The sequence below is a fragment of the Polaribacter uvawellassae genome, assembly GCF_039748955.1.
GTDB lineage: Bacteria > Bacteroidota > Bacteroidia > Flavobacteriales > Flavobacteriaceae > Polaribacter > Polaribacter uvawellassae.
Genome location: NZ_JBDIZN010000003.1, coordinates 292,540 through 318,732, shown reverse-complemented (window position 1 = coordinate 318,732; position 26,193 = coordinate 292,540). Strand labels below are relative to the sequence as shown.

At 29.5% G+C, this 26,193-nt stretch carries 26 protein-coding genes; 7 read left to right on the top strand and 19 right to left on the bottom strand.

Annotated elements, in window-relative coordinates; all coding sequences use genetic code 11:
• Window positions 1–86: 86 nt before the first annotated feature.
• The 3 genes from ABDX67_RS08645 to ABDX67_RS08635 all read right to left on the bottom strand — a co-directional run bounded on the left by ABDX67_RS08645 (window position 87) and on the right by ABDX67_RS08635 (window position 4,781).
• Window positions 87–2,300 carry a hypothetical protein gene (locus tag ABDX67_RS08645; protein WP_347174614.1) on the bottom strand — a complete coding sequence of 738 codons (2,214 nt, stop codon included), beginning with the start codon at window positions 2,298–2,300 and terminating at the stop codon, window positions 87–89.
• A gap of 326 nt (window positions 2,301–2,626) precedes the next feature.
• Entirely contained in the window at window positions 2,627–3,382 is a 756-nt protein-coding gene (locus tag ABDX67_RS08640; protein WP_347174613.1) for a DUF6090 family protein, read from the bottom strand.
• 1,159 nt (window positions 3,383–4,541) lie between these two features.
• The gene (locus ABDX67_RS08635) at window positions 4,542–4,781 is read right to left on the bottom strand and encodes a hexameric tyrosine-coordinated heme protein (protein WP_347174612.1); all 240 of its coding nucleotides are present in this window, start codon (window positions 4,779–4,781) and stop codon (window positions 4,542–4,544) included.
• 172 nt (window positions 4,782–4,953) lie between these two features.
• Here ABDX67_RS08635 and ABDX67_RS08630 point away from each other — a divergent pair, with 172 nt between their 5' ends.
• Together ABDX67_RS08630 and ABDX67_RS08625 are read left to right on the top strand one after the other, a co-directional pair.
• Entirely contained in the window at window positions 4,954–7,452 is a 2,499-nt protein-coding gene (locus ABDX67_RS08630) for a M14 family metallopeptidase (RefSeq protein WP_347174611.1), read from the top strand.
• Between the two features lie 184 nt (window positions 7,453–7,636).
• Window positions 7,637–7,795 (top strand): YqaE/Pmp3 family membrane protein, encoded by a 159-nt coding sequence (locus ABDX67_RS08625; protein ID WP_347174610.1) that lies wholly within the window; start codon window positions 7,637–7,639, stop codon window positions 7,793–7,795.
• A gap of 103 nt (window positions 7,796–7,898) precedes the next feature.
• On the opposite strand, the gene ABDX67_RS08620 is transcribed toward ABDX67_RS08625, so the two are convergent.
• The 9 genes from ABDX67_RS08620 to nhaA all read right to left on the bottom strand — a co-directional run bounded on the left by ABDX67_RS08620 (window position 7,899) and on the right by nhaA (window position 14,225).
• Entirely contained in the window at window positions 7,899–8,237 is a 339-nt protein-coding gene (locus ABDX67_RS08620; protein ID WP_347174609.1) for a tRNA-binding protein, read from the bottom strand.
• Window positions 8,234–8,692, bottom strand: a complete 459-nt coding sequence (locus tag ABDX67_RS08615) for an Mpo1 family 2-hydroxy fatty acid dioxygenase (protein WP_347174608.1) — start codon at window positions 8,690–8,692, stop codon at window positions 8,234–8,236. The genes ABDX67_RS08620 and ABDX67_RS08615 overlap by 4 nt, the downstream gene beginning before the upstream one ends.
• 111 nt (window positions 8,693–8,803) lie before the next feature.
• Window positions 8,804–9,334, bottom strand: a complete 531-nt coding sequence (locus ABDX67_RS08610) for a YfiT family bacillithiol transferase (protein WP_347174607.1) — start codon at window positions 9,332–9,334, stop codon at window positions 8,804–8,806.
• Window positions 9,334–9,936 carry a tetratricopeptide repeat protein gene (locus ABDX67_RS08605; protein ID WP_347174606.1) on the bottom strand — a complete coding sequence of 201 codons (603 nt, stop codon included), beginning with the start codon at window positions 9,934–9,936 and terminating at the stop codon, window positions 9,334–9,336. The genes ABDX67_RS08610 and ABDX67_RS08605 overlap by 1 nt, the downstream gene beginning before the upstream one ends.
• 347 nt (window positions 9,937–10,283) lie before the next feature.
• Complete coding sequence (locus ABDX67_RS08600) at window positions 10,284–10,805, bottom strand: YceI family protein (protein ID WP_347174605.1); 522 nt, start codon at window positions 10,803–10,805, stop codon at window positions 10,284–10,286.
• A 36-nt stretch (window positions 10,806–10,841) separates the two neighbouring features.
• The gene (locus tag ABDX67_RS08595) at window positions 10,842–11,123 is read right to left on the bottom strand and encodes a GNAT family N-acetyltransferase (RefSeq protein ID WP_430438126.1); all 282 of its coding nucleotides are present in this window, start codon (window positions 11,121–11,123) and stop codon (window positions 10,842–10,844) included.
• A gap of 35 nt (window positions 11,124–11,158) precedes the next feature.
• Window positions 11,159–11,872, bottom strand: coding sequence for a pirin family protein (locus ABDX67_RS08590; protein WP_347174604.1), 714 nt, complete (start codon window positions 11,870–11,872; stop codon window positions 11,159–11,161).
• 101 nt (window positions 11,873–11,973) lie between these two features.
• The gene (locus tag ABDX67_RS08585; protein ID WP_347174603.1) at window positions 11,974–12,849 is read right to left on the bottom strand and encodes an AraC family transcriptional regulator; all 876 of its coding nucleotides are present in this window, start codon (window positions 12,847–12,849) and stop codon (window positions 11,974–11,976) included.
• A gap of 56 nt (window positions 12,850–12,905) precedes the next feature.
• A complete protein-coding gene (gene nhaA / locus ABDX67_RS08580; protein WP_347174602.1) occupies window positions 12,906–14,225 on the bottom strand; it encodes a Na+/H+ antiporter NhaA in 1,320 nt (439 codons plus the stop codon).
• Window positions 14,226–14,324: 99 nt separating this feature from the next.
• Between nhaA and ABDX67_RS08575 the strand changes: the two genes are divergently transcribed.
• A complete protein-coding gene (locus ABDX67_RS08575) occupies window positions 14,325–14,747 on the top strand; it encodes a hypothetical protein (protein WP_347174601.1) in 423 nt (140 codons plus the stop codon).
• A gap of 64 nt (window positions 14,748–14,811) precedes the next feature.
• Here the strand turns inward: ABDX67_RS08575 and ABDX67_RS08570 are convergent, their stop codons facing one another.
• From ABDX67_RS08570 to ABDX67_RS08560, 3 genes are read right to left on the bottom strand one after another with little or no spacing between them, the layout of a single operon-like run.
• Entirely contained in the window at window positions 14,812–15,744 is a 933-nt protein-coding gene (locus ABDX67_RS08570; protein ID WP_347174600.1) for a peptidylprolyl isomerase, read from the bottom strand.
• Between the two features lie 54 nt (window positions 15,745–15,798).
• Window positions 15,799–17,367, bottom strand: coding sequence for a hypothetical protein (locus ABDX67_RS08565; RefSeq protein WP_347174599.1), 1,569 nt, complete (start codon window positions 17,365–17,367; stop codon window positions 15,799–15,801).
• Window positions 17,368–17,371: 4 nt separating this feature from the next.
• Entirely contained in the window at window positions 17,372–18,964 is a 1,593-nt protein-coding gene (locus tag ABDX67_RS08560; RefSeq protein ID WP_347174598.1) for a peptide chain release factor 3, read from the bottom strand.
• A gap of 128 nt (window positions 18,965–19,092) precedes the next feature.
• Here ABDX67_RS08560 and ABDX67_RS08555 point away from each other — a divergent pair, with 128 nt between their 5' ends.
• The gene (locus ABDX67_RS08555; protein WP_347174597.1) at window positions 19,093–19,569 is read left to right on the top strand and encodes a TlpA family protein disulfide reductase; all 477 of its coding nucleotides are present in this window, start codon (window positions 19,093–19,095) and stop codon (window positions 19,567–19,569) included.
• A gap of 1 nt (window position 19,570) precedes the next feature.
• Window positions 19,571–20,770, top strand: a complete 1,200-nt coding sequence (locus ABDX67_RS08550) for a sialidase (RefSeq protein WP_347174596.1) — start codon at window positions 19,571–19,573, stop codon at window positions 20,768–20,770.
• An 84-nt stretch (window positions 20,771–20,854) separates the two neighbouring features.
• Here the strand turns inward: ABDX67_RS08550 and ABDX67_RS08545 are convergent, their stop codons facing one another.
• On the bottom strand, window positions 20,855–21,541 hold the full coding sequence (locus tag ABDX67_RS08545) for a peptidylprolyl isomerase (RefSeq protein ID WP_347174595.1): 687 nt from the start codon (window positions 21,539–21,541) through the stop codon (window positions 20,855–20,857).
• A gap of 57 nt (window positions 21,542–21,598) precedes the next feature.
• On the opposite strand from ABDX67_RS08545, the gene idi reads away from it, so the two are divergent.
• A complete protein-coding gene (gene idi, locus ABDX67_RS08540) occupies window positions 21,599–22,120 on the top strand; it encodes an isopentenyl-diphosphate Delta-isomerase (RefSeq protein WP_347174594.1) in 522 nt (173 codons plus the stop codon).
• 166 nt (window positions 22,121–22,286) lie between these two features.
• Complete coding sequence (locus ABDX67_RS08535) at window positions 22,287–22,700, top strand: 6-pyruvoyl trahydropterin synthase family protein (protein ID WP_347174593.1); 414 nt, start codon at window positions 22,287–22,289, stop codon at window positions 22,698–22,700.
• A 141-nt stretch (window positions 22,701–22,841) separates the two neighbouring features.
• On the opposite strand, the gene ABDX67_RS08530 is transcribed toward ABDX67_RS08535, so the two are convergent.
• From ABDX67_RS08530 to ABDX67_RS08520, 3 genes are all read right to left on the bottom strand, one after another.
• Entirely contained in the window at window positions 22,842–23,561 is a 720-nt protein-coding gene (locus ABDX67_RS08530) for a DUF6090 family protein (RefSeq protein ID WP_347174592.1), read from the bottom strand.
• 1 nt (window position 23,562) lies between these two features.
• The gene (locus tag ABDX67_RS08525; protein ID WP_347174591.1) at window positions 23,563–24,165 is read right to left on the bottom strand and encodes a peptidylprolyl isomerase; all 603 of its coding nucleotides are present in this window, start codon (window positions 24,163–24,165) and stop codon (window positions 23,563–23,565) included.
• A 73-nt stretch (window positions 24,166–24,238) separates the two neighbouring features.
• Complete coding sequence (locus ABDX67_RS08520; protein WP_347174590.1) at window positions 24,239–26,059, bottom strand: hypothetical protein; 1,821 nt, start codon at window positions 26,057–26,059, stop codon at window positions 24,239–24,241.
• Window positions 26,060–26,193: the final 134 nt, after the last annotated feature.

The window sequence follows — 26,193 nt, the reverse complement described above, 5'->3', positions numbered from 1 at the left end:
TTACAGAATCCAATAGAGTTTCTATAGAATTAAAATTTACTTCTTTTTCATTACATATTTCTTTGAGTCTTTGGCTCTGTAGTATTTTAGTTTCCTTTATTTTCATATTTAATATTTTGAAGAAGTTTTGCAACTTCAATGAACTGTATTTCTTCTTTAGCTTCAAGTTTGTCTTTATCAAAAAGTTTTCTTTGTTTGTAAAAGAATTGATATAGATTTTCTTCTCCATTTTTACTTGCAGAAGGTAAACGTAAATTTGATTTAACAAAAGCAATTAATTCTTCATATTTTTCACTTGAATTAGATCTTCTTTTTCCATTAATTTGTGGAAACATATTATCTATTTCTATTATAAGATGTTCTTTCTCTTTTTCGAGTTTACCATCGTAGCATTTCCGTTTCTGGATGTTAAACCAACAGTATAGTTTCTCTTCACTTTTTGAACAACCACTTGAATAAGGTAATCTCTCTTCTTTGCTAATAAATTCTTTCAGAACCTCTAAACTTTCTTCCCAAGTTTGCCTTGTAGGTGAAGCTGTTTTAGTTAATATTTTAAAATTATTAGAATATTTTTTTGAAGTAAGACCTATATAATAATTTTCATAAAATATGAATGTATTAGATTCATCTATATATAAATTATTATAAATACTATTTGCATTTGTTTTTGGGCGATATTGTTTAACGTATTTTTCTATTACTTTTTTATGTTGCGGCTCATTAAAATTTAAAAGGAATTCTTCAGATATAGTTCTTATTGTACCACCTTTAAAGTTATCTAATTCTTTTTCCCATTTTTTCAAGCCAAAGACACTTTTTCTACCAATTGGAACAAAACCATTTTTTCTTTTCATTGAAACTCTAACTTTAGGTTCATCAGTATTGTAATTAGGATATAACTCTAAAATTTTTTCAAATATTTCTTTAACTTTTGATGGCTTACCTAAATGTTCAAGCGCTTCAAAAGCGTATTCGTGAGCTTGTTTTTTTGTATTTCTTTTAAATATTAAATTTTCGTTTAAATCAAGATGTAATTCAAATTCCTGATTAATAATATTTTCAGCTATTGGAAATACCAAATCAAGAAAATCAATATTATTATTAGTTAAAAATCTTGATAAGTAGCTTTTAAAATTAAATGAGTAGGATTCTATAATTTTATCACTTATTCTATTATCAATATCATTTGCTATAGCATTAAAATCAATTTCTTTGACTATATCTTTTTCAATTAAGTAGAAATTTTTCCAATTATGTCTATTTCTGACTTTAAAATATTGAGGTAGAAGAACATCTTGTATATCACCTAACAATTTATGACTGTCAGAAATATAGGTATACAAAATGAAAAAAATAAATTCTTTTGAAAATGAGACGTTATTTATGTCATTAATTCTCTCAAAAACATTATCCTCTATTATAATTTGATTAAGGTTTGTGTCAATATTATATTTTTGATTAATATCGTCATTGAAATTTTTCAAAAAAAGGAGTTGATCAAATAATGAATCCACTAAAAATTTTCTAATTTGCCTAACTCTCTCACTTGTTAAATTCACTTTTTTACTAATTTCTTCAAGCGTTAGTTCCTTTTGATTCAAATAAACTTTTAAAGCATTTTTTAAAATATCTGTTCTGTCTTTTTCAAAAAAAGCATTTTCATTTAATAAAAAATTAGCTATAATGAAGATTGATTCTGTTTCAAGTATTTCACTAGGAATTTTTGAAATAGAATATGTACGTTGTATTAGAAGCTTATTTTTTAATGAAATTAATTTTTTTTCATCTTCAGATTGACTTACTTCTATTAAGTATTCTTTTATTATTGTAATATAGACATCCAACTCTCTAATGCTTTTTGAACCTACATTTTTAAGTTTATTTAGTTTAAAGCTATTTGGAATTAAAATTTTAGTAGCAAAATTTTTTACTTTTAAATTTTGGTTTAAATAACTTAAAATGGCATTTTGACTTCTTACAGAAAGGCTATTTGTGTTTACTAGAATAAAGCTATTAATTACTTCTCTTTGAACTCTTGTTAAATCTGAAATTATTGTTTTTAAAGAGTTTTCTTTTTTTATTTCAGTTTCTATATTTTCAAAATGTTCTCCTTGATATTTGTTGCAGATTTCAATTAATTCTTCATTTGATTTTCTACCACAATTTTGAAGGTGAATAAAGGATTTCCTTTTATAATAATATTCCTTTAATTCTTTAACCGAATTTAATCTGCTGTCTTTACAGACGTGATATGATCGTGCACTAATTTCTTCTTTTTTGAAAATTTCGTCTATTGTCATTGATAATTAGTGCAGTTTTTTTTTAATACAATTTTAGCAATCTAAAATAATTTTATATTAGATAGATTATTAATTTTTAATAATTATAGTCATTGTTTTGTACAAAATACAATATTTCACATAAAAACTAAAAATAGTAATTTTAAACGAAATAGCAGAAACATGAAACAAAAAACAACGATAATGTTCCTTTTTTATAGTCTCAGCCTAATAGATATTTCATAGATACTCATGCAAAGCCAATGTTAATACACTTCAATATACCAAGACATTCTAAAACAATTTTTTTTTACACATTGTATAGCAATCGTTATTTTATTAGAAGGCTAAAAACCTTTAGTACTCTTTTCTATTTCTTTAATTAATTCATTGCCAACTTTAATTATTTCGTCATAATAGCTCAACATGCCTGTTTGTATGGCGCCTCTTGTTACAGTAGATCTGAATGACGCATCAGAGAAGCTTTTTTTTAATTTACTTTTAAGATTGTCATCCAGCTCTTCAATATTTAATCTATTTTGATTCATATATACACTAACTAATTCAGACATGTCAAATTTTGCTGCCCATATAACTTCCATGTTTTCTACAAAGTTGAAGAAACTTATTTCTTCTTTTATGGTTTTATTAACTATTGTATTGTAAGTGTCTATTAAGCTATCAACTCTAGTACCATTAATTTTACCTAAATAAGACGAGTTTTTTAAAGCCGCATAACCGCTTTGGTTTGGTGTAAAATAAAAATCTATAAAAACACTTGCCGCATTAATGTTTACGAATAAATCGTAACTATTATTTTGAAAGTTAACCAATGCTTTTTTACAAGCTTTGTTTGTTGCTATTCTTTGTTTTTTAATTTCTGTTAAATTCTTAATATCTAATTGAATATTATTGCTAATTTTAGCTAGATATAGGTTCAACTCCTTTTTTTCTTTTCTGGCATCATTCCAATTATTAATTTGAAGTGCAATCATAATTCCGATAACAACAAGTATTATTTCTCCAATAGCATATTTAAAATACTTTCCTGTTTTGTTTTTTAAAAGCAAGTTTTGACGAATTTTTCTAAAGAATTTTATCATTGGTTAATGGTTTCTGGTCATGAAGCAAAATGGGCTATATAAAGAACAATGTTCTCATATATTAATTATATTTTCTGGATAAAAGGAGTTATTTTCTTTTACCAACCTTAAAAAGAACACAATACAAAAATCTTAAGAGAATGGTGCAATTTTTAAGAACTACTAAGTTAAAAAAAAAGAAATACAAAAACCACTTCAAAAAACAATTAGTAAAACAGGCTGTTTTTCTTGCCAACGATTCTAAAATAGTACCTAACGGACTTTTAATCTCTAACAAATCCTTTTTTGCAATAATTGTATAAATGATTCTAGTTTCTGAATGATGAATAGCGATGTAGTATACTGCTTATAACACTTACAACTACACCTTTACTGTGTATAGATAGGTCTAACAAATAATGACACATCCTGACCTGTTTTGACACATTCTGACACAATTTGACACAATCTGACACACAAACCGATTTTTTAGGGGTTTTGTTCGAGTCTTGTTCGGGTCTTGTTCGGGTGAAGCAGGGTCGTATTTTTTAAAAATGGATCTTTTTGGGAGAAAACTGCTAGAAAACCCATAACACACCATAATTACTAGTAAAAACGAAGCAATTTTAAATCAATAACAACAATCTCCACTGTCATAAAATCTAACGGCGAGTATCTTCAGTTAGAAAATTATAAATTGAAGTTACAACCTCTCTTCGTCATATCTATAATTTTAGTAAGAATTCAAAAGAAATGAAACGGCTAAGTGTCCAAAGCTTGTCCTCAACTTGATTGGGGAACGCAACGGTCTGGACGCGATAGTGAAATTTCTTTTTAGAATTCAATAAAATTATAATAAGACTAGATTTTTGGTATCGCCTTGAGCGGAGTCGAAAGGTCATCAATGGAAAAGAATAAGCAACAAAGAAATAATGGCTTGGTATTTTGTTTCCATCCTGAGCGGAGTCGAAGGGTTCATAAAGGAAAAATGAAAAGAATAAAGACAAAAAAAGAATATTTATAGTTCTCCCGTATTAAAGCCATAGCAAAGTCATAGTAAAGCCATGGTTAGTTCATGGTAAGCCATAGTAAATTTGTTTTCAAACTGTTAATTGTTAAACTTCTTTAATAATAAGTAAAACCACTATTAAACTCACGCAAATTTAAAACAGTAGATAATCTATTTCCAATAATTATTAGCGGCAGCAATGGTAGCAAATTCTGTAGCAACTGTTTGCCCAATTGCAATAAGCATTGCAGCATCTTCTGCGTACATTGGACGCATTTTTTCTCTCATTTTAGCATCAGGCTGTGTTATTTTTATAATAAGTCTTGCCATTTTTACTGCCAATTGTCTTCCTTCTTCAGGGGTTTTTGTAAGTAAAGAATTGTTTGGTATTAATTGTACTTGTTCTGACATTGTATAGGTTTTTAAATTTAAAGAACTAAGTTACTAAAAAATGAAATTAACTTCTGTTAAATTTTTAATTCAATATCAACATTGTTAAAGATACGTTAAATAGATAGCGGTAAATTTACTCAAAGACTTTGTTTCTTTATCTTGTAAGCTGAAAACTAACAAACTATTTCTAATGAAAAAACTCACTATTCTTTTTTTGTTGCTAACCTATTCTGCAACTGCACAACAAGTAGATTTATCGTACTATTTACCAAAAAATGTAAGCTATAATAAAAACATACCAACACCAAAATCTGTCATTGGTCATGAAGTTGGCGAATGGCATATTACACATGATAAATTAGCCGAGTATATGAAAGCTTTGGCAAAAGCATCAGACAGAATTTCTATAGAAAGTAGAGGAACTACTTTTGAAGGAAGACCTTTATTGTTGTTAACCATTACGTCGCCAAAGAATCATCAGAATTTAGAAACCATTCGTAAAAACCATATTGCAGCAACAGAAAATGCTTCTGTAGATGTTTCTAATGCGCCAATTGTGGTGTATCAAGGATTTTCTATTCATGGTAACGAACCAAGTGGCTCAAATGCTAGTTTAGCTGCGGCCTATTATTTAGCGGCTGCGCAAGGAAGCGAAATAGATGCATTATTAGACAATACGGTTATTTTATTTGATCCTTCTTTTAATCCAGACGGATTGCAACGTTTTGCATATTGGGCTAATACAAACAAAGCGATAAACATTAATCCAGATCCAAACGATAGAGAATACAGAGAAGTTTGGCCTGGCGGAAGAACCAATCATTATTGGTTTGATATGAACAGAGATTGGTTGCCAGTGCAATTGCCAGAATCTAGAGCAAGAATTGCTTCGTTTCATAAATGGATGCCAAACATCTTAACAGATCATCACGAAATGGGATCGAACTCAAGTTTTTTCTTTCAACCGGGAATTCCGTCTAGAACAAATCCGCTAACACCACAATTAAATCAAGATTTAACCAAGCAAATTGCAACCTATCATGCAAAAGCGTTAGATAAAATTGGTTCTACGTATTATTCAGAAGAAAGCTTTGACGATTTCTATTACGGAAAAGGCTCCACTTTTCCGGATGTAAATGGAAGTATCGGTATTTTATTTGAACAAGCAAGTTCTCGTGGTCATGCACAAGAAACTGTAAATGGTGTATTAACGTTTCCGTTTACCATTAGAAATCAATTTACAGCAGCTTTATCTACTTTAGATGCAGCTAAAAATATGAGAGTTCAAATCTTAAAGTACCAACAAGATTTCTTTAAGAATGCAAGAAAAGAAAATGCAAAAACCAAAGCAATTGTTTTTGGTGACGAAAAAGATGCGGCAAGAACGTATCATTTAGCAGAGATTTTAAAAAGACATCAAATACAATTTAACGAAGTTGCATCTGACTTTACATCAAAAGGAAAAAACTATAAAAAAGGAAGCAGTTTTGTAATTCCGATGAATCAAAAGAACAGCAGATTGGTAAAAGCGATGTTCCAAAAAACAACCAAGTTTACAGACAGTTTGTTTTATGATATTTCTGCATGGACATTTCCGTTGGCTTTTAATTTAGACTACGAAGAAAATATTGCAACCAACAAAATAGGAAAAGTTGTAACCAACTTAGAAATGCCTGTTGGTTCTATTTCTTATAAAAGTGATTATGGATATTTAATGCCTTGGAACGATTATTATACGCCAAAAGCATTGAATACTATTTTAAACAAAGGCATTAGAGCGAAAGTTTCTTTAAAGAAGTTTAATAACGGAGGAAAAGATTTTGATTACGGAACTATTTTTATTCCTGTACAAGATCAAAAACTAAACGCAGTAGACTTATTTACTTTTTTAGAAAAAGTTGCTAAAAACAGCCATGTGCATGTGTACGGAACAAGAACCGGTTTAAATGAAGGAATTGATTTAGGTTCTAATAATTTTAGTAATATCAGTCCGAAGAAAATTGCGATGTTAGTTGGTGATGGAATTTCGAGTTCTGACGCTGGAGAAATTTGGCATTTGTTTGATACGCGTTATAATATTAAAGTGACCAAGTTAGACATGTCTTATGTTGGTAGAACAGATTTAAGCAAATATTCTACTTTAATTGTACCAAGTAGTCGTGGAGTTGATAAAGGCACAGAAGAACGATTAAAAACGTGGGTTAGAAACGGCGGAGTATTAATTGGTTACAAAAGTGCAGTAAGATGGTTGGCTTCTAAGAAGTTTATCAATTTAGAATTTGAAAGTGCAGCATCTCCTACAAATCCTGTAACATTTGAAAATAGAAGTTTACGTTCTGGTGCACAAGTAATTGGTGGAGCAATTTTTAATACAAAGTTAGATGTGTCGCATCCAATTAACTTTGGTTATAAAAACGACGAATTGCCAATCTTTAGAAATACCACTATTTTTATAAAACCAAATAAAACCAATTATAACAACCCGATTCAGTATACTAAGAATCCGTTATTGGCTGGTTATATTTCTAAACAAAACTTAAAAGTTTTAGCAGGTACAGTTCCTTTTCAAGTTCAAAGAATGGGTAGAGGTAGAGTAATTGTTTTTACAGACAATACCAACTTTAGAGCATTTTGGTACGGAACCAATAAGTTATTAATGAATGCAATCTTCTTCGGAGATAAAATGTAAGGAGAAGTTAGAAATTTGCAAAGTCGCAAAGTCGCAAAGGCACAAAGTTGCAAAGGCACAAAGAAGCAAAGGTTAGCTTTGTCGCTATGCAACTTTGTGCCTTTGTTACTTATTGCCACTTCTTTTTTTGTAACATTTATCAACTAAAATCGTCTCATAAGTACTATTTATCAACCAAAATACTATGAGTTTATTAAGAGTTTTATTAGCAATTTTCTTTCCGCCATTAGCAGTTTTAGGAAAAGGATGTGGTTCTTTTGTCATTGTTTTTTTACTAACGCTTTGCGGATGGGTTCCTGGAGTAATTGCTGCTTTGGTGATTTTGAATAACCCAGATAATTAAACAATGTACAATGAACAAAGAACAATTATCAATGAACAATGTAGAGTAGGTAAAAATAACTGACAATGCTAACTGATCACTGACAACTGATCACTGTTAATTGTTAACTAACTTGTTCTCCGTTTTTAACCGCATCAGAAGCTTGTAATAAAACCACGTTTTGGTCTTCATTATAAATCCCAAGCACCAAACATTCGCTCATAAAATTAGCAATTTGTCGAGGTTTAAAATTAACGATTGCTGTTACTTGACGGTTTAATAAATCTTCTTTAGAGTACAAGTCGGTAATTTGTGCACTTGATTTTTTAATCCCTAAATCTCCAAATTCAATTATTAATTGATAGGCTGGTTTTCTAGCTTTTGGAAAGTCGTTTACTTCTAATATCGTTCCGATTCTAATATCAACTTTTGTGAAGTCTTCGAAAGTGATTTCGTTTTTCATTTCCCTAATTTTTTAAGTACCCAAAGTGGTCCAATTAATAAAAACTGTAAATCTTTGATAAATGATGGTTTTTTTCCTTCTACTTTATGTCCGTAAAATTGCCCAATCCAAGCAATTACAAAAATGGTTATTGATATGATGGCGAGATTTCCAAAATCACTCAGCCAATAATTTCCAATAACAGATAAAATGGTTACGATTAACATGTTGATAAAATACCAAAAACCAAGACGTAAATAAAAGAGGAGCATCAAAGCTCCAATTACTACAGCCCAATTTTCTATCAAAGGATTGTAGAGTCCAAATGTGTTTTCTAAAAACGTAGTTGGAATGCTCATTAGCAAACCAATTACACTAAAAAAAATAGCAGGAACACAAATAAAATGAATGGTAATATTGGTTTTGTTTTGATGGCTTACAGCGTACTCATCAAACCATTGTTGCGCAGTTTTCATAATAATTAAATTAAACAATAAATATAGGAATTTTATTGCTTCTGTCATTCTATAGTTAATTCGGAATCTAATTTTTAAATAGATTCCTATTTCCAAGTGAATGACAAATAGTTATACCCACTTATTATGAATTAATACATTTTTGATGTGCGCAAAATGATGGTTACAATGCCAAGCATAAATGGCAATATTCTTTTTTAAAGAAACCGAATCGCCACTTTCTGGATGGATAAATACGTTGTTTAAATCATCTTCTGAAAGTCCTTTTAACAAATAGACCCATTTTGCATGCAATGCGTTTATAAAGCGTAAAGACAATTCTATTGGCGCATCTTTTGAGTCAAACAGTTCTGCCCAACGGTCTTCGAAATACGCTTTAATTGTTGGTTTATCTTCAGTTAAAGTCCATTTAAATCGTATATAACTATTTACGTGACTATCGCCACAATGATGAATGGTTTGTCTAATTGTCCAACCTCCATTTCGATACGGAGTATTTAATTGTTCTTCGGATAAATTTTTAACGAGATTTTCTAGTTTTGATGGAAATTCCTCAATATCAAAAATCCAGTTTTCAATATCTTTTGCTGAAATGTTTTCAGGAATATGTACGTGTCCGATTGGATATTTTAAATGTTCCACTATTTTTTAGTTATTCTTTTTAACATTCTTCTAGAACTGCTGTTTTCTGGATTTATAGAAAGCGCTTTATTGTAATAGTTAATTGCATTTACAGTATCTTTTTTTCGAAGAAAGGCATCTGCTAAGCTATCATAAGTATTAGAGCTTTTTGGATACAGTTTAATATTAATCTTAAACGTTTCTATAGCAATATTGTGTTTTTTGTCATTTAACATGTTGTATCCAAGACTGTTAATGGTGCTTTCTCTAATGGTTTTATCTAAAGAATCTTTTTGCTGAATGGATAAATAACCAGCTAAAGCTTTATCATATTCTTTGTTAAAAAGATATTCTCTTGGGGTTTTTTCTCCGTCTTGCATTTTATTAAATGCGTAAGTTTTTCCTTCGTGTTCTCTCTTTTTAGCCAATACAATGTGAACTTTGGGTTGCATTATAAAAACAAATTTTTCATTCATCGCTTTTATGTAAAAAGTACTATCGTTTACTTTTAATGGTTTTATATTGTCGTTTCCTCTCCAACGAACTATCATTTCATTTTCAACAAATGATATTCCAATAGACTCATCAGAATTAAACAAATAATTACCAGTTACAGCTTTCATAAATTCAGGTGAATTTTTTGAGTTTCCGCAGCTGATTAAAAGAAAAACAGATAGAAAGTAAAAAAAGCGTTTCATAGAAAAAAATAAAATTAATGGTGTCTAACTTTTAGTTAGACTTTAAATTGGTTGCTTTTGTTACAAAGTTAATTGATATTTTTTATTTTTTTTAGAGATAAAAACAAAAAACGGTTTAAACTTACGTTTAAACCGTTTTGTACTTACACATTAATTTGGGATAGATTTTTGTCAATGAAATTAAATTTCCTCAAAAATTACATCAATGGTTACTTTTACCTTTTATAAACTTTGAGCAAAATCTTATTTTTTTATTAATTGTGTATTTTAAATTAAGATTGTTTTGTGAATTGTACATCAACCACTAACTTAACTTTGTCAGAAACCACAATACTTCCAGCTTCAGTAACTGCATTCCAAGTTAAATTAAAATCTTTTCTGCTCACTTCTCCAGTAATTTCAAAACCTGCTTTTGTTTGTCCATAAGGATCTACAGCAACACCATTAAGTTCTGCATTTAGAGTAACTTCTTTGGTTACGTCTCTAATTGTTAAATCACCAACTAAGGTATCGCCATTGAAAGATTTTGATACGAATTTCATTTCAGGGAATTTCTCAGAATTAAAAAAATCATCTGATTGTAAATGCGTGTCTCTATCTTTATTTTTGGTATTTATTGATGCTGTTTTTGCACTAAACTCTAAACTTGCACCATTAAAATTATCACCATCTGTTTTTGCAGTTGCTGTAAAATCTTCAAAATGTCCTGTTACTGTTGAAATCATCATGTGCTTTACTTTAAAAGCAATTTCTGAATGTGCGTTGTCGATTGACCAATTTGTGTTGTTTTTCATTTTTTTAAATTTTAATTGTTACTATTTAATTTATGATTATTTTAATACGTCTTTAATATCTATTAGCTTTTTAAACATAGCGTTTGCAAAAGGACATAAAGGCGTTATTTTTATATTCTTTTCTCTTGCCATTTCTACAATTTTGTAGAGTAATTGTTTTCCTACATTTTTGCCTTTAAACTCAGGTTCAACTTCTGTATGATCTATAATAATATGGTTTTCACCAGCTATAGAATATGTCATCATTCCTGCTTTTTTATCACCTTCATGGGCAATAGCAAAACCTTTATTGTCTCTTTCTTTAATTGTTATTTCCATTTTTAGTTGTTTTAAGATTGATAATATTCTGTTAATTACAATTCCATAGGAACTTCCATTAAAAGCACGCGCGCATTTTCTGTTGCTTTTACATTAAAGCTATCTGTATCCCAAATTCCTATTCCATCTCTTTTAGAAAGTTTTTCATTGTTGATTTCTACTTCTCCTTCAAGTATAAAAGCATAAACGCCATTTCCTTCTTTTTTCAATTTATATTCACCAGAATTTCCTTTTTCAAACTTTCCAATGTGAAACCATGCATCTTGATTTATCCAAACTCCTTGATCCTCTTTATTAGGAGAAAGCACTTGATAAAACGCATTGTCTTTTGCAATTTCTCTAATAGAAATTTGATCGTAACGTGGATTTAGATTTTTCTCTTTTGGAAATACCCAAATTTGAAGAAACTTTACTTCTTTGTCTTTGTTTTTATTGTATTCTGAATGTGTAATTCCAGTTCCTGCACTTAAAACTTGCACATCACCTTCTTTAATAATTGCCACATTACCCATGCTGTCTTTATGTTCTAAATCTCCTTCTAACGGAATAGAGATAATTTCCATATTTTGATGCGGATGTGTTCCAAATCCCATTCCGGCTTTAACAATATCATCATTTAAAACACGCAATACACCAAAATTCATTCTTTCTGGGTTGTGGTAATTTGCAAAACTAAATGTATGATGCGAGTTTAACCAACCGTGATTTGCTTTTCCTCTTGTTTCTGATTTATGAATTACTGTGTTCATTGTATATAAATTTTATTGCATTATTAGTATAGTACAAAGATGTAACAGTTTAGTACACTGTGGAATATGAAAAAGGGGAGTAAACGTATGAAAATCCGATATTAAGATTTATTTTCGTTTTTTCTGAAGTTAGAAGGCGATAATTGGGTGTGTTTTTTAAAAAAAGCACTAAAGTTTGCAGGCTCGTTAAAACCTAATTCATATCCAATTTCTTTATTTGATAAGTCAGTAAAATAGAGCAATCTTTTGGCTTCGGTTATTATTCTTGCTTGAATATAATCTTTTGCCGTTTTACCAATTCTTGCTTTAAATATTCTGTTTAAATGATCTGGAGTAATATAAAGTTCATTGGCATAAAAAGTAGTAGAATGTTCTTTTTTGTAATGGTTGTCTACTGTATTTTTAAAAGATCTAATTAGATTGTCGCCAGAAGTATCTACATCAGATTCTATTGGGTTTATTGAACAAATATTATTACATTCTATCAATAAAAGCTTTAAAAAAGAGCCAATCGATAAATGCTTCATTTTTGCATCACTATTAAATAATTTAAAAATCTGATTAGAATATTGTTCAATTACATTAAATTGATCGTTGCTTGGTGTTAATGGCGGACTTTGCCCATAATTATGAAAAAGGTTTAAACTATCAATAAATGATAATGGAATGGAGTTTTCTACCAAAAATTGATTCGAAAAAGTCATTACAAACCCAAATGATTTTTCTGTTTCAATTACTTGATGTACTTGTCCTGGAGCAACAAAATACATTTGTTTGTTTGATAATTGGTAGGTGTTAAAATCTATTTTATGTTGCCCAGTTGCTTTATTAAAAATTAAAACTGTATAATAATTATGTCTGTGTGGCTCGTCAACTTTTCCGTTTCGTTTTGTATAAATATCTTCCATTTTAGATATTTCAAAACTCACGTTTCCTTTCTCAGAATTTACATTTTGATAAGTTTTTACAACACTCATTTTTGATTACACGCAGTTTTTAAGTATAAAATACTATAACAATGTACTATAAATTTTTAATTATCAGTATTTTCTACTTCTTTACTTTTGTTAAATCTGAGGATTAAATAACCTAAAGCTCCAGAAATAAGAGAACCAATAATAATTCCAACTTTTGCAGAATTAATACTAATCAAATCTCCACCAAAGGCTAAGTTTCCTATAAAAATAGACATTGTAAAACCAACTCCGGCAATTGCAGAAATCCCTAAAATTTGTTTAAAATTTACTCCAGAAGGAAGCACTGTTAATTTAAATTTAATACCTAAATATGAAAACAATGCAACACCAAAAAATTTCCCAGCAAATAAACTAATTGTAATAGTTGTCATTAATGTATAGTCAAAGTCATAATCTGTACTTATTACAACGCCTGCATTTGCAAATGCAAAAATTGGTAATATTAAATAAGCAATCCAACTATGTAATTTGTTTTCTAAATGTTGTAATGGTGAGCGAACTTCGGAGGTTAAATCATCTATATCCTCTATATATTCAATTTCGTCTTTTGATAATAAATGTTTGTCTTCATTATCTGAAACCTCAACAACTTTATTAGAAATTGAATTTAGATTGGTTGAAAATGATTTTGTATTTAGTTTTCTTTTAATTGGAATTGTAAATGCTAAAAGTACACCAGCAATTGTAGGATGTATTCCAGATTTAAGAAATAAAAACCAGATAGTTATTGCGAAAATCAATCCGATTTCTAGGGAGTATTTTCGTTTGTGATACAAAACACTTAACAAAGCGATAAGAATTACACCATATAAAATAAAAAGCCAGTTGATGTTTAAACTATAAAAAGCGGCAATAACAAGAACTGCTGCAATATCATCAATAATTGCAAAAGCGGTCAAAAATATTTTTAAACTTAAAGGTACTCTTTTTCCTAATGTACTTAAAATTGCCAAGGCAAAAGCAATATCTGTTGCCATCGGAATTCCCCAACCTTTTACTGTTTCTGGATTTTCATTTAAAAATAAGTAAAGTCCAACTGGTACTAAAACACCTCCTAAAGCTGCAATAAAAGGAAAAGCTGCTTTTTTTATACTGTTTATTTCTCCAATTAATAATTCTCTTTTTAATTCTAATCCAATTAAGAAAAAGAAAATCGACATTAATCCGTCATTAATCCATAAGATTAAAGGTTTTTTTAATTCATAATTTTCAAACGAAATTCCAATTTCATTTTGCCATAAACTTTCATAAGATGCTCCGTAGGGTGAGTTTGCCCAGATTAGAGCAATAATTGTTGCACCAAACAGTAACATTCCTGCTAAACTTTCTGCTTTAATAAATTTTTGAAATGGAGTTAGAATTGCTTTTTTAATCATAAATTATATTTGAAAATTTCAATTATTCTTTGGGGTGCAAATTTACTTTATTTTTTTTATTAAGAATTTTATATATTTAAAAATCTAAAAAATAATTTTATGAGAACATTTATCAAACTATTACTGCTTGTTTTTACTTTAGGTATTATTTCTTTTACTGTAAAAAGTAATGAAACAGAAACGCTTTTGACAATTTCTGAAAATGTATTGGAGCAAAATCAATCAGGAATTACATTTCCAAAAGATGTAAAAGCAATTATTGATGCAAAGTGTATGAATTGTCATAAACCAGATGCAAGAAATGAAAAAGCAAGAAAAAAATTACAATGGGCAAAGGTTCCTAAAATGAATCAAAAAGAACAAGAAAGTTTCTTAAAAGATTTGTCTTTGGTTTTAGAAGATGGAGAAATGCCACCAGAAAGAACAATAAAAAGAAATCCAGATATGGCACTTACTTTAGAGGAAAACAGAGTATTAATTACTTGGGTAGAAGATGAAGAGAATAGATTAAAAGGAAAATAAAATTATTGATTATCATAAAAAAAGCGTTGCAATTGCAACGCTTTTAAAATGTAGGTTGTAAAAATTATTTTACGTCCATTAATTCAACATCAAAGATAAGTGTTGCGTTTGGAGGAATAACTCCGCCAGCACCAGCTGCACCATAAGCTAAATGAGAAGGAATTACCAAACGTGCTTTAGAGCCTACATTTAATAATTGAATTCCTTCGTCCCAACCAGCAATTACTTGACCAACGCCAATAGCAAAATCGATTGGTTGTTTTCTTTTGTATGATGAATCGAAAACAGTTCCGTCTAATAACTGACCTTTGTAATGTACAGAAACCATAGCACCTTTTGTTGCTTGTTTTCCTTTTCCTTCTTGTAAAATTTGATAACGTAAACCACTAGCAGTTTCGTTATAACCAGCAGCAACAGAATCTAATAATTCTTTTTGTTTTGCTAATTCTTCAGCTTCTCTTTTTGCTCTAGATCCTTCAAAAGTTCTAAATGCTTCTATTGCATTAAATTTTTCAGCAGCATCACCAACTCTAATAATTTCTAATGATGTTAATTCATCTCCTTGAGAAATAATGTCAACAATATCTTGCCCTTCAACAACGTTTCCAAAAACAGTATGTTTGTTATCTAACCATGGAGTAGGAACATGTGTTATATAGAATTGACTACCGTTTGTTGCTGGTCCAGAATTTGCCATTGCTAATTTACCTGGAGCATCGTGTCTTAATTCTGGATGAAATTCATCATCAAATTTATAACCCGGATTTCCAGTTCCTGTTCCTTGTGGACAACCACCTTGAATCATAAAATCAGAGATTACTCTGTGAAAAGTTAATCCGTCGTAATATGGTGTTCCTTGTGGCTTTACTTCATTTTCTAAATTTCCTTCTGCTAAAGCAACAAAGTTACCAACTGTTCCAGGAGTTTTTTCAAATTCTAAGTTTACTAAAATTTCGCCTCTATTTGTGTTGAATTTAGCGTAGATTCCGTTATTCATTTTTAAAATATTTAATTTTTATTCTTGTTGTTTCTGAATTATGTTCAGAGTAAATTATTTTTTTGCGTTTAAAAGAGATAAACTATAAGTTAATCCAATATTAATATTTGATGAATTTACATTTCCAAAAGGCGACCACATTTGTCCGCCAGCAATATTAAAAGAAAAATCTTGATTGATGTGATAATTAATTCCGGCTGTTGGTCTTAACAATACTCCTTCACCAGAATCTACTCTTCCTCCACCAGCAACTCCTGCTGCCATTTCTGCAAATAAAGAAAAGCGATTGTTGATAAACTTATTACTTTTAACTCCTAACCCAAAGATTCCGTGTGCATAACCACCAGATTTACCTAAGTATGCAAATGATGCTTCTCCTGCAAAATAAATTCTTTGGTTGATATCGTATTTCACTTTCAAAGCAATTAGTTGTAAATCACTATTTGGAATCCCAAATTTAGCAACATCATAATATGTTTGGTTTTGTACTCCTATATTAATTCCTTGTGTTTTAATTTTGGTTACTTTTTCTCCGGTAAATGGATCTTTCGTTCCACCACTTAAACCATAATACTTTAAGCCAAAACCAGCAGTGTAAGCTTCAAAACTTGCTACACCTCCAATAGATTTGTGATATCCGCCATGAGCACTTAATCCAAATTTATCTGTTATTTTAACATCAGCTCCAATTTTTGGATAAATAGTTAAACCTCCTTCTGGATAAATTCTTCCACCAGCTGCACCAATTCCAAATTTCCCAAATAAATTAATTCTATTAGTAAGTTCAATATTTTTTCCTGCTCCAAAAAAAACATCCATAAATCCAGCGGTTAATCCGCTATACATTGCATCTACATGTGCATAAATAAAAGTGTTATCGGTTAAATATCGTTGGTATTCAAAACCCATAATTGACAAAACATTATCAATTTTATGATATCTAGGTGTTGTACTTGCATCTGTTCTAGAATCTCCAAAAGGGAAAAAATAATCAAATGTTATTTGTTGTACAGATTTTACAGCTGGTTTTTTCCAAAAAACATCTTCAGAAGCGTGTTTTACAATAAATGTTTTTTGAGCATTTGCATAAGAACTTGTCCTTAATGTGGTTGGAATTTCAATAAAAAAGGACACATTATCATCTTTTTGAATTCCTGTGAAAAAATTAACATATCCATATTGAACTCCAAATGAAAACGCATTCGTTTTATATTGAAATCCAGCATTTGGGTATATAATTCCACCGCCTTTTACCAAGCTTCTATAACCGCCACCACCACCAAAATGAACATTGGCGTCAAAATAAAGATTCTTATAAATAGGAAAGTTTACACCTAAATTTACACCTAAAGTAAATAATCCTCCTTGATCTCCAGTAATTGCTCCATGAAAACCAGCACCTGTATACAACCAATCTGTAATAGGCATGTTGTAATTTATACCTACAAGTCCCATAGTTGGTTCTAAATCATAACTAACTTGGTTAACAGGTTGTTGCATTAAAATATAGTTTAAACGAATGCTATTGTGCATTTCTTTACCTTGTAAATCTAAAAAATCACTGCTTTGTGCAAAGCAATTAAAACTTATAAAGGTGATTGTTAAAACGAGTATCTTTTTCATATGATTAATCTTTAAATTCACTTACAAAATGTAATTTTACTGTAGGATATTTACTCTGTGTCATTTGAATGGTAAATGCAGAATCTGCTAAAAACACCAACTGACCTTGTTTGTCCTTTGCTAAATAACGTTGTTTTACACGTTTAAAATCTTTGAATTCTGCATTTTTAGGGTCTTCTGGTTCAACCCAACAAGCTTTGTGTACTTGCAAGTTTTCATACGTACATTTTGCACCGTATTCGTGTTCTAATCTATATTGAATTACTTCATATTGTAAAGCACCAACAGTTCCAACAACTTTTCTACCGTTCATTTCTAAGGTAAATAATTGCGCAACTCCTTCGTCCATTAATTGATCTAACCCTTTGAACAATTGTTTTGCTTTCATTGGATCTGCATTATTTACATAACGGAAATGTTCTGGAGAAAAACTCGGAATTCCTTTAAAGTTTAAGATTTCTCCTTCAGTTAAAGTGTCACCAATTTTAAAATTTCCTGTATCGTGCAACCCAACAATATCACCAGGAAAAGACTCTTCTACAATTTCTTTCTTCTCAGCAAAAAAGGCGTTTGGGCTAGAAAACTTCATTTTTTTACCGCTTCTTACATGTAAATATGGAGCATTTCTTTTGAAAACTCCAGATACAATTTTTATAAATGCTAAACGATCTCGGTGTTTTGGATCCATATTAGCATGGATTTTAAAAACAAAACCAGTTAATTGTTTTTCTTTAGAATCTACTAAACGTTCTTCTGCTTTTTTAGGTTGTGGAGTAGGTGCAATTTGTATAAATGCGTCTAATAATTCTTTTACTCCAAAATTATTTAAAGCCGAACCAAAAAATACCGGTTGTAATTTTCCTTCTAAATATTCTTGTTGATTAAAGCTTGGATATACTTCATCAATCAATTCTATTTCTTCACGTAAAGTTTCGGCAGCTTTTTCTCCAATAATTGTGTCTAATTCTGGATTTGATAAATCGTTAAATTCAATTCCTTTTGAAATTGTAGTTTTATTATCACCAGAAAAAAGATTTAATTTCTTTTCCCAAATATTATAAATTCCTTTAAAGTCGTAACCCATTCCGATTGGAAAACTCATTGGAGTAACTCGCAATCCTAATTTTTGTTCAACTTCGTCTAATAAATCAAAAGCATCTTTTCCTTCTCTATCCAATTTATTGATAAAAACCAACATTGGTATGTTACGCATTCTACAAACTTCAACTAATTTTTCTGTTTGTGGTTCAACTCCTTTTGCAACATCAATTACAACAATAACACTATCTACAGCAGTTAAAGTTCTAAAAGTATCTTCAGCAAAATCTTTGTGACCAGGCGTGTCTAAGATGTTTATTTTTTTGTCTTTGTAGATAAAAGCCAATACAGAAGTAGCAACAGAAATTCCACGTTGACGCTCAATTTCCATAAAATCGGAAGTTGCTCCTTTTTTGATTTTATTATTTTTTACAGCACCAGCTTCTTTTATTGCGCCACCAAAAAGTAATAACTTTTCTGTTAGTGTAGTTTTACCAGCATCTGGATGCGAAATAATACCAAATGTTCTTCTACGTTGTATTTCTTTTAAAAAACTCATCTACAAAATTTGAGGTGCAAATGTACGTTTTATTCTATAATTTTTTAAACGTGATGCTTATAAAATAGAAACTTGTTTTAACTATAAAAAGAGTTTATAAATCGATTTTTTGTCTTTAAATTGGTGGCATGAAAAAAATACTCTTTATCATCACTTTCATAGTTGTTTTAGGCTGTAAAGATTCTCAAAGTTCTAAGGTTTCTAATATGTTAAATAATCTAGAAAACCTTGTCGATTTAAACGAAAAAACCTTTGATATTTCTGCCTTAAAAGGGAAGAAAGTGTTAGTTAATTATTGGGCAACTTGGTGCGCGCCGTGTATTTACGAAATGCCAGATTTATTAGAAGCACAAGAAATTTTATCAAAAGAAAACTATGTTTTTTTATTAGTTTCTGATGAATCTAAAGAACAAATACAAGAGTTTAAAGATAAATTTAAATACAATTTCACCTTTTTAAGGTCGCCAGAATCACTCTCTAATATCGGAATTTACGCCATGCCAACTACTTTTATTTTTAACGAAAAGGGAAAGAAAGTAAAAGAAATTATTGGCGCAACAAAATGGAGCAGTAAAGAAATGATTACCCAATTAAAAGAATTATAAAATGAAAAATCTACTATATACTTTAATTATTATTTTCCTGTTTGGTTCTTGCGCAAAAAAAGAAATAGAAATTATTGAAATTCCGTTTAATTTTGGAATTAATAATGCTGAACCAAATTTAGTTGCTCAAAATGGTAAATTATCTTTGTCTTGGATCAATTCAATTAGAGGAAAAGAAGCAACACTATTTTATACACAATTAGAAAACGAAACGTGGAGCGCACCAACAAAAATTACTTCAGGTAATGATTGGTTTGTAAATTGGGCAGATTTCCCTGCAAATGCTACTAACGGAAATGTTTTATTAACAAGTCATTTACAAAAATCTGCAAAAGGAACATACACGTACGATATTGTTTTAAATCTTCGAAAATTAAACGGAGAAATCATCAAAGAAAACTTTTTGTTAAATACAGACGGAATGAAAGCAGAACATGGTTTTGTAAGTGTAATTCCGAATAAAAATGATGGTTTTTTAATTACTTGGCTCGATGGAAGAAATACAGTAAAAGAAATGAAAGAAAGTCATCATAAAGCAATGACAATTAGAACTGCAGAAGTCTCTAAAACAGGAACAATTTTTAATGAAATTGAATTAGACGGCAGAACTTGCGATTGTTGTCAAACATCTATTGCAATGACTCAAGATGGTCCAATGATTGTGTACAGGGATCGAAGTGAAACCGAAATTAGAGATATTTATTTTTCTCAAAAAAAAGATTCAGTTTGGTCTAGGCCAAAAGCTGTATTTAATGATAATTGGGAAATAAACGGTTGTCCGGTTAATGGCCCAAAAGTAGTTTCAAACAAAAAAAATACTGCAGTTGCTTGGTTTACAGCAGCAAATGAAAATCCGCAAGTAAAAGTTTCTTTTTTTGAAAATAATACATTTAAGAAACCAATTATTCTAAATGATGTTTCTGCAATTGGTAGAGTAGATATTGCATTTATCAATGCTAACGAAGTGTTGGTAAGTTACATGGAATCTGATGAAAACACTACATATCTACGTTGTAAAAAAGTATCAAAAAACGGAAAAGTTTCAAAAGCAATTACAATTTCTGATATTAGTTCTGGAAGAAGCACTGGAGTTCCACAATTAGAAATTAGTAATAATACTGCATATTTAGTTTGGACGATTTCTGTTGATAAAAAGAACCAACTAAAAACGGTGAAGTTTGATTTAGATGGAATTAATTAATAGTTAGAAAGTTTCAGAGACACAAAGACACAAAGGCTCAAAGGCATAAAGGTTAAAAGTTTATTTTTTACTAATCACTAATTACTATTCAACAATTTCAACTTTCATATTTACATCAACTAGAGGCCATTCTTTAACATCTGTTTTTACTTTTGATATTTTATCCATAGTTTCCCAACCAGAAATTACTTCACCAAAAACAGTGTGTTCATTGTTTAAATGATGTGCTCCTTTTCTACTTTGAACGATGTAAAATTCAAACGGACTTGATAGCTTGTCAGGATTTTTCTCCCATTCTCTAGCAGCTGCAAGTGCACCATATTTGTGTTTTCTATTTGGTCTAAACTCTGGTTTCATTAAATAATTTCCATATTTATAACGACGTTTCATTGCTGCATATTCATCAGAATTTCCACCTTGAATGACAAAATTCTTTGCAACTCTATAAAAAACAGTCAAATCAAAATATTTGATTTTAGTTAAGAAAATAAAGTTAGCTCTATGAATCGGAGTGTCATTATATAAACGTAGTTTTATATTGCCAAAATCAGTTTTAATAAGTACGATGGTTTCTTTATTTTGCTTTTCGTATGCTGTAAAAAAAGCTTCCACATTATATTTATTTAAACTGTCCCAGCTTTTTTCTGTTTTTTTAATAAGTTTTTTTTCTTGCTTAATCTGAGGGGTAATTGGTTTCGCTTTTTCCGTTTCATCACAATTAGAAAATGTAGTAATTAGTCCTAAAGCGATAAATAATTTTGATATTCTCATTGTTAAAATGAAGTGTTTATTAATTGCAAAGATAATTGATTTTACTACATTTGTTTTATGGCAGAAGAGCAAGTAATTTTAGTAGATAAAAACGATAACCAAATTGGATTAATGCCCAAAATGGAAGCGCATGAAAAAGCACTATTACACAGAGCATTTTCGGTTTTTACATTTAACGATAAAGGCGAATTATTACTACAACAAAGAGCGGCAGATAAATATCATTCTCCGTTGTTATGGACAAATACGTGTTGTTCGCATCAACGAAACGGAGAAACTTCTTTAGATGCGGGTAAACGTAGATTGCAAGAAGAAATGGGTTTTACCTGCGAGTTAGAAGAAGTGTTTTCGTTTATTTACAAAGCGCCTTTTGCAAATGGATTAACAGAGCACGAATTAGATCATGTAATGATTGGATATTATAATGAAAACCCAATTATAAATCCAGAAGAAGTAGAAAGTTTTAAATGGATGACGTTAGAAGATGTGAAAGTTGATATGGAGAATTATCCTGAAACATATACAGAATGGTTTAAAATTATTTTTAACGAATACTATTCAAGATTAGTTACAAAGTAGCAACGAAACAAAGGTTAAAAAAGGTGCGTTTTAAGATTGTAAAAACTGTGAAATTTTTAATTTTGATAACTGATAACTGATAACTGATAACTGATAACTGATAACTGATAACTGATAACTGATAACTGATAACTGATAACTGATAACTGATAACTGATAAAAAAGAATGCCTAGAATTACAGCACATAGAAAAGCACATTTTAATGCAGCACACAGATTGTTCAATCCGGCTTGGTCTGACGAAAAAAATGCCGAAGTTTTTGGTAAATGTAGCAATCCTAATTATCACGGACATAATTACGATTTAACAGTTTCTGTTACCGGAGAAATTGATCCTGTTACTGGCTTTGTGATGGACTTATCTGTGTTGAGAGAATTGATAAAAAGCGAAATAGAAGAATCTTTTGATCATAAAAACTTAAATGTTGAAGTGGAAGAATTCAAAAACTTAAATCCGACTGTTGAGAATATATCGGTAGTTATTTATAATAAGTTGCGTGCCAAAATAAAATCGTCTTTAGAGATTTCTGTGACGCTTTACGAAACTCCAAGAAACTTTGTAACTTACGCTGGAGAGTAGTTTTTCCGATAGAACTTAATCATCATTATCGTCGTTTTTATATTTTTTGTAACCAGAATATAATCTTACCGCTAATCTTGCAAATAAGATAATTGCAATAACCATTATAACGTTAAATCCGTCCATTAATTTCTTAAAAATTTAGTCATTTTTTAATGCTTCTTTTACAGTTTGTAGTAGCTCGTAATTTATTTTTAACAGGTTGTTTGTTTGAATCCGACTATTTATAACCGTTGCTTTTAAAAAATTAACCACTTTAATATTCTTTGGATATTCTACAATTGTATAATACTTTTTTAAAGGTGTATTATTAGTTAATCCAAAAGAAACATCAGAATATTTTAATAATAAATCTCCTGCGTATTTATCAAAATAACTATTTTTTTGACCAAAAGCAATGGACACATAATTGTGTTGTAATATGTATTTACGCAACAAATCTTTGACAGAATTATCTGTAAATTCTTCTATTTTATCAATATTATTTAAGATTACTGTTGATTGATATGCCATACCAATGTCAAAAATTCGATAATTGTTAAACGGGATATTTAGGATAGAATCGTTTTTGGTTCCATTAAAAATAGCATTTAAATTATTTACATTGTTAATATAACTTGTTAAATGAAAAACCCTAGAATTAAAAAATATTGAATCTGTTTTAGTATCTTCAAGCAAACCTTCTAATAAATCGATTTCAATTTTACGATTTTTATTGTTTTCGTTCCAATTGTTTATTTGTACAGCAATTAAAATACCAATTACAACCAAAATAATTTCTATAAATGCATATCTAACAAATTTTAGTTTATTATTTTCTAAAACTGATTTTCTTCGTGTTTTTTTAAAAAATTTAAGCATCCTATTTTACTCTTTTAATCGACTTGATAATTACCGGTTCTAATAAACGTTGATTTTTATTTTCTCCAGCTTGTATTTTTTTAACAATATCCATTCCTTTGGTTACTTTTCCGAAAGCAGCAAAACCAAATCCATCTGGATTTCTCTTGCCTCCAAAATCTAACGAAGGTTGAGGATTGATACAAATAAAGAAATTATTGGTTGCTGTATTTGGACCACTTCTTGCCATAGAAAGTGTTCCGTTTTCGTGTAATATTCCAGTTTTTTCTGTGGTTTCTATTTCAATAGGATCAAAACCTTTTCCTTCTCCTTTACCACCTTGAATCACTTCTATTTTTATGTCTCTTGTTGCTTCGTTTTCTGGAGTTGTCACCCTAAAGAAAGAACCATTTGTGTATAAACCAGCATCAACATATTTTAAAAAATTAGCAACTGTGTTTGGTGCTTTTTCAGGATATAATTCGACTAGAATAGTTCCTTCTGTGGTTTCAATTTTACAGTTAATTGTTTTGTTACAGCTTATTAATGTGAAAACAAAAACAAGTAGAAAAATGTTTTTTTTAAATCCTATATATGCTATTTTTTTTAGAAATTGGTTTTTCATAATTAGTTTGGTTTTTATAAAGATATAGTTTTTTTGGTTTTCTTAAGTCTTTTTGATCTCTTTAACCCTATAATTAATTTAACAATTGAGAGATTAACGAAACGGAGAAAATAGTCAACATAAACCATCCAATAAAGCCTTGTACAACAGCTAAATATCTTGGAATTCCTTTGATTGGTATTTCTCCAAAACCAAGCGTTGTAAAAGTGTTTATCGATAAAGTTAACGCGTTTAAAAACTTAATTAATAAATCGACAACAATTAACGTAAGCATCCAACTTCCAATAATAAAACTAGTCGTAATTTTTCTTCTTTTAGGTAAATCTACCCAACGTCCTTTTAAAATATCTGTATATCGTAACACTTTTCCGGTCATTTTGTAATTGTACGATGAGAAATAATAAATAGGCTTTGTTAACCAAAGAAAAAACCAAGGAACTTCCTTTTTACTACTGTGCATATAATCTCTAAACTCAGTATAAGACATTATATCGTGCTGTTTTTCTTCTTCGTAAATTTCTTTAATCCCTTCGTTTTGTCTAAAGTATTTGGTAAAGAATCGTAAACGATTCATCAGTTTATTTTTCTTGCCAGTTTCCCAATTATTTGGAAACAACATATACACAAATGCAAAAATAAATATGACATATAAAGAGAATACAATTGATAATGACGGATTGGTTCCGTATTTAGAAAAAACCTTTAAAAACTGATTAATCTTCCAAGTAAAATATGAACTGAAAGTAGGGTTTTCTTTATATAAATAAGCATAACGTTTGGTTTCTAAATTTTTAAATTCAACATACACTTTGTTTGCATATTCAGAATCGTGTTGTACTTTATAAAAATCATAAAATTGCCCAAGCATTCGCATTTCAAATTTATACGAGTATTCATTTTCAAATTTATACCTGCTTTTATAATTATTAAAAACACTATCGACTAAAAACAGCTCATCATATTCTAGGGTTTTATCTTTACGCATCAAATCCTTTATATACATGTCATATCCCGCATAAGAAAGTATTTTATTTTCCCATTGACTCCATCTATATGTATGACTAATGTTAAATTCATCTACATAAAACATTAATTCAGTATTAAAAATATTCTCTTCAATTAAATAGATCTCAGCATTGTTTAAAGATTTTTTCCCCAAAACCACTCTAAAGTTTCCGAAATTATTTCTAAAAACACTTGTAAACATAGATGTGTCTATCCCAAGCATTAAATAGCCATTTCCTTCAAATATATTTTCATCAAAATGAGTTTGATTAATATTATTTGTGTTTATTTCACTTTGGGTACGTTCTTCTTTAGAAATAAATGTATTGTAAAACATTCTAAAATTAATAGAGGAATAGTTTTCTGAAGAGCCAATATCTAAATAAACATCTTTGTAAAAAGTAACATTATAAAATCCAATATTTGGGTCATACTCTATATACTTTTCATTTAATTGATTGATCTGGTTATTTCCTAAAACTTTTGTGTCAATTTCTAAATCACCTTTAAAAATACAGTTGTAAAACAGTAAAGAAGTGGTGTCTGCAATAATTACATCTTTATTAAATACAATTGAAGAAAAGCCAACTGGCTGAAAATCGTCATCTAGATTGTGCTCAAAATGAACATTTACCAACTCTAGTGTTTTGTCTATATAAATGGTGTCTTTTCTGTTAAATTGATATTGGTTGTCAACTAGTTGAAAAGCAAAAGCATTATCTTCTTCTTTTGAAAAAGTAATAAATGCGTCTTGTAGCCTAAAAACAGAATCTTTTTCTGCGGTTATCATGTTAAAAAACTCGGTATGTGAATACTCTTTGAGTTTTATTTCTTGACTAAATCCGTTAAAAATTAAGAATAAGAATACTAGTGTGAATAGTTTTTTCATATGAAAAAAGTGTACTTAAAAAACACAAATAAATATTTAATTTTTTGCAGTTTTATAAGTTTGGTTTTTAGTTGATTATCATTTCAAAGTTAATTATTTTTTATTTAGAATTGTAGATTCTAGAAATGCTGTAA

Coding starts and splice junctions, on each gene's coding strand:
- ABDX67_RS08590 (WP_347174604.1), bottom strand. CDS start 11,872: ATGAACACAGTAATTCATAAATCAGAAACAAGAGGAAAAGCAAATCAC.
- ABDX67_RS08555 (WP_347174597.1), top strand. CDS start 19,093: ATGAAAAAAATACTCTTTATCATCACTTTCATAGTTGTTTTAGGCTGT.
- ABDX67_RS08615 (WP_347174608.1), bottom strand. CDS start 8,692: ATGAAAACTGCGCAACAATGGTTTGATGAGTACGCTGTAAGCCATCAA.
- ABDX67_RS08645 (WP_347174614.1), bottom strand. CDS start 2,300: ATGACAATAGACGAAATTTTCAAAAAAGAAGAAATTAGTGCACGATCA.
- ABDX67_RS08625 (WP_347174610.1), top strand. CDS start 7,637: ATGAGTTTATTAAGAGTTTTATTAGCAATTTTCTTTCCGCCATTAGCA.
- ABDX67_RS08575 (WP_347174601.1), top strand. CDS start 14,325: ATGAGAACATTTATCAAACTATTACTGCTTGTTTTTACTTTAGGTATT.
- ABDX67_RS08585 (WP_347174603.1), bottom strand. CDS start 12,849: ATGAGTGTTGTAAAAACTTATCAAAATGTAAATTCTGAGAAAGGAAAC.
- ABDX67_RS08640 (WP_347174613.1), bottom strand. CDS start 3,382: ATGATAAAATTCTTTAGAAAAATTCGTCAAAACTTGCTTTTAAAAAAC.
- ABDX67_RS08605 (WP_347174606.1), bottom strand. CDS start 9,936: ATGAAAGCTGTAACTGGTAATTATTTGTTTAATTCTGATGAGTCTATT.
- ABDX67_RS08545 (WP_347174595.1), bottom strand. CDS start 21,541: ATGAGAATATCAAAATTATTTATCGCTTTAGGACTAATTACTACATTT.
- nhaA (WP_347174602.1), bottom strand. CDS start 14,225: ATGATTAAAAAAGCAATTCTAACTCCATTTCAAAAATTTATTAAAGCA.
- ABDX67_RS08600 (WP_347174605.1), bottom strand. CDS start 10,805: ATGAAAAACAACACAAATTGGTCAATCGACAACGCACATTCAGAAATT.
- ABDX67_RS08595 (WP_430438126.1), bottom strand. CDS start 11,123: ATGGAAATAACAATTAAAGAAAGAGACAATAAAGGTTTTGCTATTGCC.
- ABDX67_RS08570 (WP_347174600.1), bottom strand. CDS start 15,744: ATGAATAACGGAATCTACGCTAAATTCAACACAAATAGAGGCGAAATT.
- ABDX67_RS08525 (WP_347174591.1), bottom strand. CDS start 24,165: ATGAAAAACCAATTTCTAAAAAAAATAGCATATATAGGATTTAAAAAA.
- ABDX67_RS08565 (WP_347174599.1), bottom strand. CDS start 17,367: ATGAAAAAGATACTCGTTTTAACAATCACCTTTATAAGTTTTAATTGC.
- ABDX67_RS08560 (WP_347174598.1), bottom strand. CDS start 18,964: ATGAGTTTTTTAAAAGAAATACAACGTAGAAGAACATTTGGTATTATT.
- ABDX67_RS08535 (WP_347174593.1), top strand. CDS start 22,287: ATGCCTAGAATTACAGCACATAGAAAAGCACATTTTAATGCAGCACAC.
- idi (WP_347174594.1), top strand. CDS start 21,599: ATGGCAGAAGAGCAAGTAATTTTAGTAGATAAAAACGATAACCAAATT.
- ABDX67_RS08630 (WP_347174611.1), top strand. CDS start 4,954: ATGAAAAAACTCACTATTCTTTTTTTGTTGCTAACCTATTCTGCAACT.
- ABDX67_RS08620 (WP_347174609.1), bottom strand. CDS start 8,237: ATGAAAAACGAAATCACTTTCGAAGACTTCACAAAAGTTGATATTAGA.
- ABDX67_RS08520 (WP_347174590.1), bottom strand. CDS start 26,059: ATGAAAAAACTATTCACACTAGTATTCTTATTCTTAATTTTTAACGGA.
- ABDX67_RS08550 (WP_347174596.1), top strand. CDS start 19,571: ATGAAAAATCTACTATATACTTTAATTATTATTTTCCTGTTTGGTTCT.
- ABDX67_RS08635 (WP_347174612.1), bottom strand. CDS start 4,781: ATGTCAGAACAAGTACAATTAATACCAAACAATTCTTTACTTACAAAA.
- ABDX67_RS08530 (WP_347174592.1), bottom strand. CDS start 23,561: ATGCTTAAATTTTTTAAAAAAACACGAAGAAAATCAGTTTTAGAAAAT.